Annotated in this window: 16 protein-coding genes; 6 read left to right on the top strand and 10 right to left on the bottom strand. The window is 67.0% G+C overall.

The window, feature by feature from the left end:
* On the bottom strand, positions 1-496 hold a 496-nt coding region (locus AD428_RS11335; protein ID WP_255352217.1), incomplete at its 3' end, for an amidase family protein.
* A 3-nt stretch (positions 497-499) separates the two neighbouring features.
* Positions 500-808 carry an Asp-tRNA(Asn)/Glu-tRNA(Gln) amidotransferase subunit GatC gene (gene gatC, locus AD428_RS11330; protein WP_053245230.1) on the bottom strand — a complete coding sequence of 103 codons (309 nt, stop codon included), beginning with the start codon at positions 806-808 and terminating at the stop codon, positions 500-502.
* Positions 809-1,048: 240 nt separating this feature from the next.
* Here gatC and AD428_RS11325 point away from each other — a divergent pair, with 240 nt between their 5' ends.
* The 5 genes from AD428_RS11325 to rodA all read left to right on the top strand — a co-directional run bounded on the left by AD428_RS11325 (position 1,049) and on the right by rodA (position 6,687).
* Positions 1,049-2,092, top strand: a complete 1,044-nt coding sequence (locus tag AD428_RS11325) for a rod shape-determining protein (protein ID WP_006216320.1) — start codon at positions 1,049-1,051, stop codon at positions 2,090-2,092.
* Positions 2,093-2,176: 84 nt separating this feature from the next.
* Complete coding sequence (mreC, locus tag AD428_RS11320; protein ID WP_053245229.1) at positions 2,177-3,061, top strand: rod shape-determining protein MreC; 885 nt, start codon at positions 2,177-2,179, stop codon at positions 3,059-3,061.
* A complete protein-coding gene (gene mreD, locus AD428_RS11315) occupies positions 3,048-3,611 on the top strand; it encodes a rod shape-determining protein MreD (protein ID WP_053245228.1) in 564 nt (187 codons plus the stop codon). Before mreC ends, mreD begins: the two co-directional genes overlap by 14 nt.
* A gap of 14 nt (positions 3,612-3,625) precedes the next feature.
* Positions 3,626-5,554: a penicillin-binding protein 2 gene (mrdA, locus tag AD428_RS11310; protein WP_053245227.1), complete on the top strand. Its 1,929-nt coding sequence runs from the start codon at positions 3,626-3,628 to the stop codon at positions 5,552-5,554.
* Positions 5,551-6,687, top strand: a complete 1,137-nt coding sequence (rodA, locus tag AD428_RS11305; protein WP_053245226.1) for a rod shape-determining protein RodA — start codon at positions 5,551-5,553, stop codon at positions 6,685-6,687. Before mrdA ends, rodA begins: the two co-directional genes overlap by 4 nt.
* Positions 6,688-6,707: 20 nt before the next feature.
* Here rodA and AD428_RS11300 read toward each other — a convergent pair whose 3' ends face one another.
* The 5 genes from AD428_RS11300 to argB form a co-directional block, all read right to left on the bottom strand.
* A complete protein-coding gene (locus AD428_RS11300; RefSeq protein ID WP_053245231.1) occupies positions 6,708-7,757 on the bottom strand; it encodes an Ldh family oxidoreductase in 1,050 nt (349 codons plus the stop codon).
* 14 nt (positions 7,758-7,771) lie between these two features.
* Positions 7,772-9,265, bottom strand: coding sequence for a DASS family sodium-coupled anion symporter (locus tag AD428_RS11295; protein ID WP_053245225.1), 1,494 nt, complete (start codon positions 9,263-9,265; stop codon positions 7,772-7,774).
* 247 nt (positions 9,266-9,512) lie between these two features.
* Positions 9,513-10,088 (bottom strand): nucleoid occlusion factor SlmA, encoded by a 576-nt coding sequence (gene slmA, locus AD428_RS11290; RefSeq protein WP_053245224.1) that lies wholly within the window; start codon positions 10,086-10,088, stop codon positions 9,513-9,515.
* Between the two features lie 49 nt (positions 10,089-10,137).
* On the bottom strand, positions 10,138-10,884 hold the full coding sequence (locus AD428_RS11285; RefSeq protein ID WP_053245223.1) for a pyrimidine 5'-nucleotidase: 747 nt from the start codon (positions 10,882-10,884) through the stop codon (positions 10,138-10,140).
* Positions 10,885-10,941: 57 nt separating this feature from the next.
* The gene (gene argB, locus AD428_RS11280; protein WP_053245222.1) at positions 10,942-11,844 is read right to left on the bottom strand and encodes an acetylglutamate kinase; all 903 of its coding nucleotides are present in this window, start codon (positions 11,842-11,844) and stop codon (positions 10,942-10,944) included.
* 266 nt (positions 11,845-12,110) lie between these two features.
* Between argB and AD428_RS11275 the strand changes: the two genes are divergently transcribed.
* Positions 12,111-12,893, top strand: a complete 783-nt coding sequence (locus AD428_RS11275; RefSeq protein WP_053245221.1) for a MetQ/NlpA family ABC transporter substrate-binding protein — start codon at positions 12,111-12,113, stop codon at positions 12,891-12,893.
* 102 nt (positions 12,894-12,995) lie between these two features.
* Here the strand turns inward: AD428_RS11275 and AD428_RS11270 are convergent, their stop codons facing one another.
* The 3 genes from AD428_RS11270 to AD428_RS11260 are packed head-to-tail and all read right to left on the bottom strand — an operon-like array spanning position 12,996 to position 14,817.
* The gene (locus AD428_RS11270) at positions 12,996-13,490 is read right to left on the bottom strand and encodes a peroxiredoxin family protein (protein ID WP_053245220.1); all 495 of its coding nucleotides are present in this window, start codon (positions 13,488-13,490) and stop codon (positions 12,996-12,998) included.
* Entirely contained in the window at positions 13,487-14,227 is a 741-nt protein-coding gene (locus AD428_RS11265) for a BON domain-containing protein (RefSeq protein ID WP_053245219.1), read from the bottom strand. The genes AD428_RS11270 and AD428_RS11265 overlap by 4 nt, the downstream gene beginning before the upstream one ends.
* Complete coding sequence (locus tag AD428_RS11260; protein ID WP_053245218.1) at positions 14,224-14,817, bottom strand: phosphoheptose isomerase; 594 nt, start codon at positions 14,815-14,817, stop codon at positions 14,224-14,226. The genes AD428_RS11265 and AD428_RS11260 overlap by 4 nt, the downstream gene beginning before the upstream one ends.
* Positions 14,818-14,968: the final 151 nt, after the last annotated feature.

Raw genomic sequence — 14,968 nt, 5'->3', positions numbered from 1 at the left:
CCACGGCGGCGGCCGAGCCGCCCGAGGAGCCGCCCGGCACGGCGGCCGGATCCCAGGGGTTTTTCACGGGGCCGTAGGCGGAGTTCTCGTTGCCCGAGCCCATGGCGAACTCGTCGCAGTTGAGCTTGCCGATGGAAACTGCGCCGGCGGCCTGCAGGCGCTCGACCACGGCGGCGTCGAACGGGCTGAGGTAGCCTTCGAGCATCTTGCTGCCCGCGGTGGTGCGCCAGCCGCGCGTGACGAAGGCGTCTTTGTGGGCGATGGGAATGCCCGCCAGGGGGCCGGCGTTGCCGGCGGCCAGGGCCTCGTCGGCGGCGCGGGCCTGGGCCAGCGTCAATTCGGCATCAATATGTAAGAAGGCATTCAGGTCGCGCGCCGCCTCGGCGGCCGCGAGGCTGCTCTGCGCCAGCTCGACGGCGCTGACCTTGCGTTGGGCCAGCGCGGCGCGCAGGCCGGCGATGTCCCCGAATTCGGTGTGCAGGGCGAGTTTGGTCATGACTTATTCGATCACCTTGGGAACCAGGAACAGGCCGTCCTGGGCTTCGGGGGCGTTGGCCAGGAGCTCCTGGCGCCGCGCTTCCGAGGAGGGTTCCGTCACGGCGTCTTCGCGCAGGCGCAGGGCGATGTCCTCGTGCGCCGAGAGCGGGTGGGCCAGCGGCTCCACGCCCTGGGTGTCCACGGACTGGAGCCGTTCGATGAGGTGGAGGATGCCGTTCAGTTCGGCCTGCGCGACTGCGCGCTGGTCGGGGGTCAGTTCGATTCTGGCCAGCCGGGCAATGCGGGCCACATCTGTGTCGTTGAGCGCCATGGGGATTGCAAATCGAGTAGCGAAGGCCGAAGGGCGGGAGGGGGCAGTATGCACGCGCCCAACCCGTTACAAAGCTTGAATAGCCTGGATTTATGCGCTATTTCCTCGGAAATTATAAGTTATGATTCACGGTTTAATCGCCGTGAAGACCTGGCGCGCCCGCCCGGCGTCCGGTTCCGAAGCGGGCCACACGCCCCACGGCCCAGATTCCCGTTCCCCCCAGAATTCAGCTGAGCTCCCATGTTCGGATTCCTGCGCAGTTATTTCTCCAGCGATATGGCGATCGACCTCGGTACCGCCAACACGCTGATCTACGTCCGTGGCAAGGGCATCGTGCTCGACGAGCCCTCCGTGGTCGCAATCCGTCATGAAGGCGGGCCTCACGGCAAGAAGATCATCCAGGCCGTGGGCCACGAAGCCAAGCAGATGCTCGGCCGCGTGCCCGGCAACATCGAGGCCATCCGGCCCATGAAAGACGGCGTCATCGCCGACTTCACCGTTACCGAGCAAATGCTCAAGCAGTTCATCCGCATGGTGCACCCCCGCAACATGCTGGCCCCCAGCCCGCGCATCATCGTGTGCGTTCCCTGCGGCTCCACCCAGGTCGAGCGCCGGGCCATCCGCGAATCGGCGCTGGGCGCGGGCGCGTCCCACGTGTTCCTCATCGAGGAGCCCATGGCGGCCGCCATCGGCGCCGGCCTGGCCGTCTCCGACGCCAGCGGCTCCATGGTGGTGGATATCGGCGGCGGCACCACCGAGGTGGCCGTCATCTCGCTGGGCGGCATGGTCTACAAGGGCTCGGTGCGCGTCGGCGGCGACAAGTTCGACGAGGCCATCGTCAACTACATCCGCCGCAACTACGGCATGCTGATCGGCGAGCCCACCGCCGAACTCATCAAGAAGGAAATCGGCTCGGCCTTCCCGGGCTCGGAGGTCCGCGAAATCGAGGTCAAGGGCCGCAACCTTGCCGAAGGCGTGCCGCGCAGCTTCACGGTGTCCTCCAACGAGATCCTCGAATCGCTCACCGATCCCCTGAACCAGATCGTCTCCGCCGTGAAGATCGCCCTGGAACAGACGCCGCCCGAGCTTGGCGCCGACATCACCGACAAGGGCATCGCCCTGACCGGCGGCGGCGCGCTGCTGCGCGACCTCGACCGCCTGCTCCAGGAAGAAACCGGCCTGCCGGTGGTGGTGGCTGACGATCCGCTCACCTGCGTGGTGCGCGGCTGCGGCGAGGCGCTCGAGCATCTTGAGAAACTGGGCGCCATCTTCATCAACGACTAAGTCCGCCCGCCGGCACGGAGCCCCGCCTGCTTCGGGCTGCGGCCCCGGCGGGGGCGGCGGGCGCGGGCGCCCGGGCTGAGATTCATGCAACGACAAGGGACTCCCCCCCTATTCAGGCGCGGCCCACCCGCGGAGGTGAGGCTGGCCGTCCTGGTCGTCCTGGCTCTGGCGCTCATCGTCCTCGATTCCCAATGGCGCATGCTGGAGCCGGCGCGCCGGGCGATATCCGTGGCCCTCTATCCGTTCCAGCGCGCCGTGATGGCCCCGCGCGACCTGGTCCAGCAGGTCAACGAGTGGGTCAACGCCGCCAACCTCATCCGCACCGAGAACGAGGCGCTGCAGCGCCAGCGCATCGAGTTGGCGCAGGTGGCCACTCACGCGGCGCAGCTTGCCGCCGAGAACTCGCAGTTGCGGCGCCTGCTGGGCGTGACCGACACCGTGGCCCAGTCGGCCGTGGTGGTCGAGGTGCTGTACGAGCCCACCAACGCCTTCAACCAGCGTCTGGTGTTCAACAAGGGCAGCAAGGCCGGCCTGGCGCCGGGCATGCCGGTCATCGACGAAGGCGGCGTGGTGGGCCAGATCGTGCGCGTCACGCCCATGACGGCCGAGGCCGCCCTGGTCACCGACGAGCAGGTGTCCATCCCCGTGCAGCTACTGCGCAACGGCCTGCGGCTCATCGCCTTCGGCGGCAATTCGCCGGGCAAGATGGAAGTGCGCTATCTGGCGGCCAACGCCGACATCAAGGAAGGCGACACCATCGTCACCAGCGGCGTGGGCGGCCTGTTTCCCGCCGGCCTGCCGGTGGCCAAGGTGACAGCCGTCGAGCGCGACACCGCGTCGGGTTTCGCGCGGGCCCTGTGCGAGCCGCTGGTCCACCCCGAACGCTACCGCCACTTCCTCGTGCTGCAGGTGGACGTCGAGCGCGCGCAAACCGACCGCCAGGAGGCCGAAGGCAATGGATCGGAATAATCCGTCGCAGGCGCAGCCCAGGCGCCTGGGCATGCCCAGCAATGTGCAGCCCGAGCGCCTGTCCGGGCCGGCGCACGGCGTTTTCGTGTGGGGCACCATCCTGCTGGTATGGCTCGTGTCGCTGCTGCCGTGGCGGTTGTGGCAGGGCGCGCCCGACGTGCTGGTGCTCATCATCGCCTTCTGGTGCGTGCATGAGCCGCGCCGGGTCGGCCTGTTCACGGCGTTCTGCTTCGGCCTGCTCATGGATGTCCACGACGCCGGCCTGCTGGGCGAGCACGCGCTTTCGTACACCCTGGCGGCCTACGGCGCCGTGGCGCTGCACCGGCGCCTGCAGCGCTTCGACCTCTGGAGCCAGGCCATGCACATGCTGCCGGTGTTCTTCCTGGCCCGCTTCGTCACCCAGATCATCCACGCCTGGCTGGCCGGCAAGTGGCCGGGTTGGGAATGGACGGTCGGCGTGGCGCTCACCGCGGTCATCTGGCCGCTGGCCGGCTGGGTGCTGCACCTGCCCCAGCGGGGCGCCGACGACGCCGAATCCTCCTCCGCCTGAGGGCGGCCGCGCGCATGTTCGAGTTCAAGAAAACCGGCCAGCAGCAGAAGCAGCGTTTCCGGCTTCGCGCCTGGGTGGGCGGCATTTTCGCGCTGGCCTGCTTCGGCGTGCTGGTGGGCCGGTTCTGGTACCTGCAGGTGGAGCGCTACGAAGGACTGTCGGAGCGGGCCGACCGCAACCGCATCGCCGTGGTGCCCATTCCGCCGCGGCGCGGCGAAATCCTCGACCGCAACGGCGAGGTGCTGGCGCGCAACTACCGCACCTATACGCTGGAGGTCGTGCCCGCGCAGGCGGGCAATCTCGACGAACTCTTCAAGCGCCTGACCGAGGTGGTGTACATCAGCCCGGCCGACCAGCGCCGGTTCAAGCGCCGCGCGGCCGAGTCCAGCCGCTACGCCAGCCTGCAGTTGCGCAATAACCTGAATGACACCGAAGCGGCCTGGTTCGCCGCCCACGCCTTCCAGTTCCCCGGCGTGGAGCTGCGCGCGCGCTGGGTGCGCGAGTACCCGCAGGGGCCCTCGGCCGCGCACGTGGTGGGCTATATCGGCCGCATCGCCGACAGCGACATCGAGGAGCTGGAGCGCGCCGGCCAGTTGGGCAACTACCGCGGCACCGACGTCATCGGCAAGAAGGGCATCGAAAAGACCTGGGAAGAGCAGCTGCACGGGCGCACCGGCCTCGAAGAAGTCGAGGTGACGGCTGGGGGCCGCCCCATGCGCACGCTGCGGCGCATCGATCCGGTTCCGGGGTCGGACATCATGCTGTCCATCGACCTGGGACTGCAGAAGGTGGCCGAGGAGGCGTTCGAGGGCCAGCGCGGCGCGCTGGTCGCGATCGACCCCGATACCGGCGAGGTGCTGGCCTTCGTCTCGCAGCCGTCTTTCGACCCCAACCTTTTCGTCGACGGCATCGACGTGGACAACTGGCGCATGCTGAACGAATCGCCGGACCATCCCCTTATCAACCGGCCGCTGTACGGCACGTATCCCATCGGCTCCACCTACAAGCCTTTCGTGGGCCTGGCGGCGCTGGAGCTGGGCAAGCGCCGCGCCACCGACCGTATTTCCGATCCGGGCTACTTCGAGTTCGGCGGCCAGAAGTTCCGCAACGCCGGCGGCGCCGCCTACGGCATGACCGACATGCACAAGGCCATCGTCGTGTCTTCCGATACGTATTTCTACTCGCTGGGGCCCGAAATCGGCGTGAACGCGCTGCACGATTTCACCAAGCAGTTCGGCTTCGGCCAGATCACCGGCATCGACCTGGAAGGCGAGCGGCGCGGCGTGCTGCCCTCCACCGAGTGGAAGCGCAAGGCCTATAAAGACAAGGACCGCCAGCGCTGGTACGCGGGCGAAACCATTTCGGTGGCGGTGGGCCAGGGTTACAACGCCTTCACGCTGCTGCAGCTGGCGCAGGGCACGTCCACGCTGGCCAACAACGGCCTGTACCGGCGCCCGCACCTGGTGCACGCGGTGCGCGATCCGCGCAGCGGCGAGGTCAAGCCCACCGAGTCCGCGCCCGATTACCGCATTCCGCTCAAGCAGGCCAACGTGGACGTGATCAAGAACGCCATGGCCGACGTGGTGCGCGTGGGCACGGCCCGGCGCGCCTTCGCCAACGCGCCCTACCAGGCGGCGGGCAAGACCGGCACGGCGCAGGTGTTCAGCCTGCGCGGAGGCCATTACCGCGCCAGCGCCATCGACGAGCGCCTGCGCGACCACGCCCTGTTCATGGGTTTCGCGCCCATCGAGCATCCGCGCATCGCCGTGGCGCTCATCGTCGAGAACGCGGGCTGGGGCGCGAGCGTGGCGGCGCCCGTGGCGCGCAAGGTGTTCGATTACTGGCTGGCCAGGCAGGGACAGGTTCCGCAGCCGGCCGCGCCCGCGCCGCCGGCCAAGGCGGCCTCGGCCGCGCCGTCCCGCCAGGAAGGGAGCAAGCCATGAAGCGCATCGGCCTCATCCTGGCGCGCGTATTCACCGCCTTCGACTGGCCGCTGCTGGCCATCCTGCTGATGTTCGCGGGGCTGGGCCTGACCGTCATGCATTCGGCCGTGGGCGGCACCGACTGGCGCTTCGCGGAGCAGGCGCGCAATTTCGTGATTGCGTTCTTCGCCATGTGGACGATGGCGCTGATTCCGCCCAAGACCCTCATGAAGCTCGCCCTGCCGTTCTACATCGTGGGCGTGGTGCTGCTGCTGGGGGTGGAATTCTTCGGCGAGACGAGCAAGGGCGCCACGCGCTGGCTCAACCTGGGCGTGACGCGCATCCAGCCCTCCGAAATGATGAAGATCGCTGTGCCCATGATGCTGGCCTGGTACTTCCAGCGCCACGAAGGCGCGGTGCGCATCCGCGACTTCCTGGCCGCCGCGGCCATGCTGGCCGCGCCTTTCGGGCTCATCGTCCTGCAGCCCGACCTGGGAACCGCCCTGCTGGTGTTCGGCGCGGGCTTCTTCGTGATCTATTTCGCGGGCCTGTCGTTCAAGCTGCTGGTGCCCGTCATGCTGGCCGGCATCATCGGCATCGGCACGCTGGTGTACTACGAAGACCAGCTCTGCGAGCCGGACGTCAACTGGGTGGTGCTGCACGATTACCAGAAGCACCGCGTGTGCACCCTGCTCAACCCGAGCTCGGATCCGCTGGGCAAGGGCTTTCACACCATCCAGTCGATGATCGCGGTGGGGTCGGGAGGCGTGTACGGCAAGGGCTACATGAAGGGCACCCAGACCCACCTGGATTTCATCCCCGAGCGCACCACCGACTTCATCTTCGCGGTGTACGCGGAGGAGTTCGGGCTGTACGGCGGCATCGCCATCCTGGTGCTCTACGGCCTGCTCATGGCGCGCGGGCTGACCATCGCCTCGCGGGCCACGTCCCAGTTCGGACGCCTGCTGGCCGGGTCCCTCACCATGATGCTGTTCATCTACGTGTTCGTGAACGTCGGCATGGTGACCGGCATCCTGCCGGTGGTGGGCGTGCCGCTGCCCTTCATGAGCTATGGCGGCACGGCCCTCTTCACCATGGGCATCGCCTTCGGGATCATGATGAGCATCAGCCGGCACCGGTCGGAAAAGACCTGAGGCCGGCCCCCGCTTAACCCCTACGGCAGGGCGTCAGGCACGCCCAGCTCGGCGGCCAGGCGCTTCATTCCCTCGTAGATCGGCGCATCGAAGTCCAGGGCGTCGGCATTCAGCTCGCGGTTGCGCGCCTCGTACTCGCCCGGATACTGCACCCGGTCCACGCCCGGCTGGGGCGGGCAGGCCTGCAGATAGTCGACGAAGGCCGCGACTTCATGCGTGCGCCAGTCGGCGTTGAAGTCCACCTGCGGGTCCAGCACGATGGCAAAGAGGTTGTTCGTGACCACGCCGCTGCGCGGATGCTCGGGCTGTATCGTGCCCCCGCCCGACAGCACGCCGGCCAGCAGTTCGGCCACCAGGCCCAGCGCATAGCCCTTGTGGCCGCCGAAAGGCAGCAGGGCGCCGGGCGGGTCGGTGAACAGCGCTTGCGGATCGGTGGTCGGGTTTCCCCGGGCGTCGATGAGCGAGCCGGCGGGCGCCGGCTCGTTCCTGGCCGCCAGCACGCGCGCCTTGTTCACGGCGATGGAGCTGGTCGCCATGTCCACGATGAACGGCGGCCTGCCGCCCGGCAGCGGGCCGGCGAAGCACAGCGGGTTGGTGGTGAGGCATGCCCGCGCGCCGCCGAAGGGCGCGACGGTGGGCGGGCGGTTGGTGACGTTGGTGAACGCGAGCAGGATGAGCCCCTGCGCCGCCACCAGCTCCCCGTAGTGGCCCATGCGGCCCAGGTGATGGCTGTTGCGCAGGGTCACGATGCACTGGCCGTGCTCGCGGGTGCGCGCGATGGCGTCCTCGATCACCACCTTGCCCACGTATTGGCCCAGCCCCATGTGGCCGTCGTAGGCCAGCATGGCGCCCCGGTCGTTCACGCGTTCGGGCCTGCCGTCGGCGCGTACCTGGCCGCTTTGCAGCGTGCGCCGGTAGCTCGAAAGAATGGACAGCCCGTGGCTGGTGTAGCCCACGCGGTCCGACTCGACCAGGTGTTCGGCCACCACGCGGGCAATGTCGTCGGGCGCGCCTTGGGCCAGCAGGACGCGGCGGCCGTACTCCAGCGCCTGGGGGATCGGCAGTTTCATGGCGCGCGCTCCGTTCATAGCCAGCCCAGCCAGCGCCAGTACGTCATGCCGAAGACCAGCATCAGCAGGTAGCCCACGATGGTGATCACGATGCCGACCTTGGCGAACTGCTTGGCGTTGAAGGTTTCGGTGCCCAGGCACACCATGTTCTGCGGCGCGTTGATCGGCAGGATGAAGCCGTAGCTCACCACGAAGCCCAGCAGCATGGTCATGCCCAGCCGGCTGAAGTCGCCCGGCAGCGTGGCCAGCACCGAGATCAGAATGGGCAGCATGGCCGAGGTGAGCGCGGTGGCGCTGGCAAAGCCCAGGTGGATGACGATGAGGAAGGCCGAGAGAATCGCGAAGATGGCCAGCGGGCCGAGGTGGTCCAGGCCGGTGTGCTGCACCACCTGGTTGCCCAGCCATTGGCCGGCCTGCGTGGTGAGCAGCGCCGTGCCCAGGCTGATGCCCACGCCGAACACGATGACGGTGCCCCACGGTATGCGGGTCTGCACGTCTTTCCACGTCATCACGCCGAAGCGCGGCAGCAGCAGCAGCACCAGCCCGAAGTAGGTGGTGGAAGTCGTATCGAAGCTGTGCAGCTTGCCTTCCGTTGCCCAGAAGAGCAGCAGCAGGATGGACACGCCCATGAGGCGCTTCTGCGCGGGCGTCATGGGACCCAGGGCGGCCAGCTCCTGTTCGACCGCTTCCTTGCCGCCTTCGATGTTGTCGCTCTCGGGCGGCAGCATCTTCAGCACCACGATGATGAGCACGACCGACATGATGAGCGACCACGGTGCGCCGGCGATCAGCCAGTCGGACCACGCCACGCGCTGGCCCAGCATCTTGTCCATGAAGCCCACGGTCAGCAGGTTCTGCGCGGCAGCCGTCTGGATGCCCACGTTCCAGATGCTGGTGGCCTGGGCCACGATGATCATGATGCCGGCGGCGATGTTGGAGCGCTTGTCCACGCCGAAGGCCGCGATCACGCCCATCATGATGGGCACCACGGCGGCGCTGCGCGCGGTGGCGCTGGGCACCACCAGGCTGAGGACGATGGTGACGGCGATGGCGCCGATCAGGATGCGCCGCGTGCTGGTGCCGATCTTGGACAGCGTCACCAGCGCGATGCGGCGGTCCAGCCCCGTGAAGGTCATCGCGGCGGCGATGAACAGGGCGCCGGCCACCAGCGCCAGCGCCGAGTTGGCAAAGCCCGTCAGGGCCATGCTGATGGCCGCCGAGGTGCCGTAGAGCGTATTGGGGTCCGCGACTTTCGGCGCCGTGCCGAGCAGGAACGCCATCAGCGTGGTGATCATGATGGCGCTGGCTTCGTACGACACGGCCTCGGTAATCCAGACCACCACGGCAAACACCAGGATGGCCAGCATGCGGTGCCCGGCGACGGGCAGGTCGGCGGGCAGCGGCAGCAGCAGGACGATGATGAGGGCGGCGAAACCGGCGATCAGGCCGAGGGGTATTTTGATTTTTTGCGGGGCTTGCGGGGCAGGGACTGCGGCTTGCGCGGTCATATGCTTCTCCGGTTGGGGTCAGTCTGACGACACGCCGCGGCACCAGGTCTGCCTGGGAATCAGTACGGCACGTCGAAACTACAGCAAAATGGTGACGCCATTAAGGAAAACCCGTATTGATTGATATCAGGAATAGGACGGATTGCGCTTGTCCTGATTTCGTGTTTTGCATTATGCGCACGGCTCCACCGGCACGGCAAGCGCATAAATGTTGCATGAAATGCACAAAATGTGCGAAGCGGAACGGCTATCCCAGCGCGAGGCGCAGCTGTTCGTCCAGGTGCAGCGTGGGCGCCACGCGCCAGCCGCTCTGGGCATAGCGCAGCCAGCGGCCCAGCACCAGATGGGTGAGCAGGCTGGCGTGGGCCGACACGTTGGCGTGCGGCGGCAGCCCGCCGTCCGTCACGGCGGTGCGCAGCGACTGGCGCAGCGACGCCTCAATGCGGTCATTGATGTGGTTGATGCGTTCCTGCAGCCGGTTGTCTTCGGTGACCAGCGCGTCGCCGGTGAGCACGCGCGTCATGCCGCGGTTGCGTTCGGAGAAGGCGAGCAGCATGGCCACGGTCTGCCGGGCCTGCGCCAGTCCATGGGGCTCGGCCGCCGCGATCTGGTTGACCAGCGTGAAGATGCTGTTCTCGATGAACTCGATCAGGCCCTCGAACATCTGGGCCTTGCTCGCGAAGTGCCGGTACAGCGCCGCTTCGGAGACTTCCAGCCGGGCGGCCAGGGCGGCCGTGGTGATGCGGCTGGCGTGAGGCTGTTCCAGCATCTCGGCCAGGGTTTGCAGAATCTGGGTCTTGCGCTCGCCGGGTTTGCTCGCCATGGAAGGGGATTGCTACGCAGGCAGACAGAGGGAAGGGGAAAACCCGCCGTTATCCCCGCAGGGGACGCCGGCGCAACAGCAAATCACTGACGCAGTTTACCCGCAAGTCCACGTAGCCCGGACGCTGCGCGCGGCCGCGGCCGAACGGCGTGCCCGGATGATAGACGTGCACCGTGCGCAGCCCGGCCCGGCGCGCGCCCCGCAGATTGGCCAGCGTGTCCTCGACCAGCACTGCGTTGCGCGGCGAGACGCCTTCGCGCGCCAGCACGTGGCGCAGCAGCGCGGGCGAGGGCTTGGGCCGGTACTCGCCATGCAGGCGCATGTGCTCGATGGCCCAGATGCTGTCGAACTGGCGCAGGATGCCCAGGCGGCGCAGCACCGCGCGCGCATAGTGCAGCGGCGCATTGGTCAGCAGCACCTTGCGCCCGGGCAGCCGACGCAGCTTGTGGGCCAGCGCCTTTTCGGCGCGCACCAGCGGGTTCACGTCGAAGTCGTGGCTGCGGTGCAGGAATTCGTGCGGGTCCACGCCGTGGTGGCGCACCAGGCCGATCATGGTGGCGCCGTAGCGCATCCAGTATTTGCGGCGCAGGTGGTTGGCCGTGTCGATGTCCACATCCAGCGTTTCGGCCACGGCCAGCGTCATGCCCTGGTCGATGCGCGGGAAGATCGCGTGCGAGGTGTCGTGCAGCGTATTGTCCAGGTCGAACAGCCACAGCAGCCCGTCGTTCTGCGTGGCGGTCCGGCGGGACCGCCGCACGCGCGCCGCGGGCCGCTGCAGCTGGCGCTCAGTCCGCATCAGCCGTCTATGGCGCAATGCGCCATCCTCCATGCGGTGCTTCGGGGGCCGGCACGATCAATGCGAGCTGATCATCGTGCCCACGCCCTGGTCGGTGAGGATTTCGAGCAGCAGGCAGTGCGGCACGCGGCCGTCGACGATGTGCACCGAGTTCACGCCGTTCTTGGCGGCGTCCAGGGCCGAAGAGATCTTGGGCAGCATGCCGCCCGAGATGGTGCCGTCGGCGAACAGTTCGTCGATGGTCTGGGCCGACAGGCTGCGCAGCAGCTTGCCGCTCTTGTCCAGCACGCCCGGGGTGTTGGTCAGCATGAGCAGCTTTTCCGCGCCCAGCACTTCGGCCATCTTGCCGGCGACCACGTCGGCGTTGATGTTGTAGGCGGTGCCGTCCTCGCCATAGCCGATCGGCGAAATGACGGGGATGAACTGGTCGTCCTGCAGCGCCTTCACCACGGCGGGCTCGACGGTGGTGATGTCGCCCACGAAGCCGATGTCGAGCGGCTCGGCGGGGTTCTCCTTGTTGTCCATGAGCTTCTTGCGCGCCTGGATCAGACCGCCGTCCTTGCCGGTCAGGCCCACGGCCTTGCCGCCGACCTCGTTGATCATCATGACGATGTCCTGCTGGACCTGTCCGCCCAGCACCCATTCGACGACTTCCATGGTTTCGGCGTCGGTCACGCGCATGCCCTGCACGAACGTGCCCTGCTTGCCGATGCGGCGCAGCGCGTCATCGATCTGCGGACCGCCGCCATGCACCACCACCGGATTCAGGCCCACCAGCTTCAGCAGCACCACGTCGTGGGCGAAGCTGCGTTGCAGCCGCTCTTCCGTCATGGCGTTGCCGCCGTACTTCACCACGATGGTCTTGCCGTGAAATCGTCGGATATACGGCAACGCCTCGGACAGCACGGCGGCTTTGACGGCGGGAGACGAAACGGCGGCAGGGTCGGGGGTGTCGGTCATGGCAGCTAAGTCGGCAAAATGGGAAACGGCAAAGTTAGAAAAAATGCCTGCGCTCAGGACGCGTGGACACGCGCGGGCGCAAGCATACGGCCAATTGTAGTACCCGCGCGTTCCTTATGCTTTAAACCCATTCGTTTATGCCCGACAAATAAATGCCATTCAGGTAAATTGGGGGCGTTTTCGCAACAGGAGGCCCGGAACCGCCAGCCGGCCCGGGCGCCGAGGGGGCGCATGCCCTTATTTTTACAACGATCGAGAGGCAACACATGCGTTTGAATTTCGTCCGCTCCGTCCTGCTGGCGTCGGTTTTTCTCGCCGGCGCCGCCCATGCCGAAAAGCTGGTCGTGGGCGCCACCCAGGTGCCGCACGCGGAGATCCTGGAAGTCGTCAAGCCGGGGCTCGCCAAGGAAGGCGTGGAACTGGACATCAAGGTGTTCAGCGATTACGTCCAGCCCAACCTGCAGCTGGCCGACAAGCAGCTCGACGCCAATTTCTTCCAGCACAAGCCCTACCTGGACTCCTTCAACAAAGATCGCAAGACCGGCCTGGTGCCCGTGGTGGCGGTGCACGTCGAGCCCTTCGGCGGCTATTCCAGGAAGATCAAGAACATTTCCGAGCTGAAGCAGGGCGCCACGGTGGGCATTCCCAACGACCCGTCCAATGGCGGACGCGCGCTGATCCTGCTGCAGAAACAGGGGCTCATCAAGCTGAAGGATCCGTCGAACATCCTGTCGACCGCGGCCGACGTGGTCGAAAATCCCAAGAAGCTGAAGTTCCGCGAGCTGGAAGCGGCCATGCTGCCCCGCTCGCTCGACGACCTGGACCTGGCGCTCATCAATACCAACTACGCGCTCGAGGCCGGACTGGTGCCCACCAAGGACGCCCTCTTCATCGAAGGCTCCGATTCGCCCTATGCCAACATCGTGGTCACCCGGGCCGACAACCGGAACGATCCCGGCGTGCAGAAGCTGGTCAAGGCGCTGCACACGCCCGAGGTGAAGAAATTCATCCAGGAAAAATACAAGGGCGCGGTGGTGCCGGCCTTCTGACGCTGCGGCAGCGGGCGCGGCGTCCCGTTCTCGTCCATGGAAAGGGGGCCTCGAAGGCCCCCTTTTCCTGCCCCGCCAGTCCGGCAGGCGCTGCGGGACGGATCAGCCGGCGGCCAGCGCCTTTTCCACCGTGGCGTGGAATTCGGCGACGTCGTAGTCGCCCAGATAACGCTTGATGATGCGCCCGTGCTTGTCGATGAGGAAAGCCGTGGGTGTGAGCCGGATGTTGCCGAAGGCGCGCGCGATGTCGCCCTTGGTATCCAGGGCCACCGGGAACGGCAGCTTGCGGCTCTGGGCGAAATTCAGCACGTAGTTGGGCGGGTCGTAGTTCATGGCGACCGCCACGGCTTCGTAGCCCTTGGGCGCGAATTCGTTGTAGGCCGAAATGGTCTGCGGCATCTGTTTCACGCAGGTTACGCAGCTCGTGGCCCAGAACTTCACCAGCACCACTTTGCCGCGCAGGTCCTGCAGCGAGAAGGTCTTGCCTTCCAGGGTGGTGAAGCTCACGTCGGGGGCGGCCGGGGCCGGGCGCCACACGAACCAGGCGCCGATGCCGGCCGCCACCAGGACGGCCAGGGCGATGATGGCTTTTTTCATTTGATGGGCATGACTTCCACGCCGCCGCCGGCCGGCGCATCCTGGGCGCCCGCGCCGTTCTCGACGGGCGCGCGGGTGTCCGAGGCGCCGGACTGCGACGACTGCGAACCGCTGGTGTTCGAAAGCCGGATGGCTTCCTCGCGACTGATGATCTCGAAAAGTTTAACAACCTTGGCCACGCCGCCCACCTCGGCGGCCGCGTTGGCGGCGTACTCGCTTTCGGTCTGGGTCACCTTGCCCATCAGGTAGACCACGCCGTGGTCGGTGGTGACGGCGATGGTGCCGGAGGGCACGTACTTGGTGTTCAACAGCGCGGTCTTCACCTTGGAGGTGAGCCAGGTGTCGTTGGAACGCGCGCCGAACGAGGCGATCGGGCCGACGTTGAGCTGGTTGATGACCTCTTTTACGTTCTCGATGCCCTGCGCGATGGCGGTGGCCTGGCTCTTGGCGGCCTCGCTGGGCACGTCGCCCGTGAGCAGGAGGCGGCCGGCGTAGGCCATGGCGTTGACGCGGGCCGTTTCGCCTAGCTTCTGCGAAATCTGGCTTTCGGCCTTGAAGGCGATGTTCTGGTCTTCGAGCTGCACGCCGGAAGTGCGCCGGTCGGTGACCACCACGGCGGTGGTGGCGGCGGCGCCGCCCACCACGAGCGGGGCGCACGCCGACAGCGACAGGCCGGCCGAGGCCAGGAGGGCGGCCATGAGCAGCGGGCGGACAGCGGTTCTGGCGTCGGGAATCATTCGGTGTCTCCAAGCAGAAGGGCGTCGATGCCGTCGCACAGGGCGTGCAGCAGCAGAATATGGACTTCCTGGATGCGCATGGTGCGATCGTGGGGCACGCAGAGATGGACGTCCATGGGCGTAATGAGTTCCCCCATGACGCCGCCGCCCTTGCCCGTCAGGGCGATGACATGCATTTCGCGCTCGTGGGCGGCCTCCATGGCCTTGACCACGTTGGGCGAGTTGCCGCTGGTGGAAATGGCCACCAGCACGTCGCCCGGCTGCCCTAGCGCGTTGACCTGGCGCTCGTAGATGTCGTCGAAGCCGTAGTCGTTGCCCACGGCCGTGAGGATGGAGGTGTCGGTATTGAGGGCGATGCCGGCCAGGGGCAGGCGCTCGCGCTCGAAGCGGCCGACCAGCTCGGCCACGAAATGCTGCGCGTCGGCGGCCGAGCCGCCATTGCCGCAGGCCAGAATCCTGCCATTGTTCGCCAGGGCGCCGAAGAGCAGGTCCACCGCCACGGCCAGCGGTTCGGCCAGGACGTCCGTGCTTTGTTCGAAGACTGCCATGGCGTCGCGAAAGTGCGACGTCATTCGAGAGGTCATATCCATGGCCGCGATTATCTCATGGGGAGGCGCGCCGATCTGACCAGACGTAACCGCGATTCGCCAGATCCGGCAGTCCGGCGGCCGGCGATCCGGCGGCCGGCGATCCCGGCGGCCGGCGATCCCGGCGGCGGTTCACGGCATCCAGAAAACGCCC

It is taken from the genome of Achromobacter sp. DMS1 (genome assembly GCF_001270295.1).
Note: the sequence above shows the minus strand (reverse complement) of the source record. Positions and strands in the feature narration are given on the sequence as shown.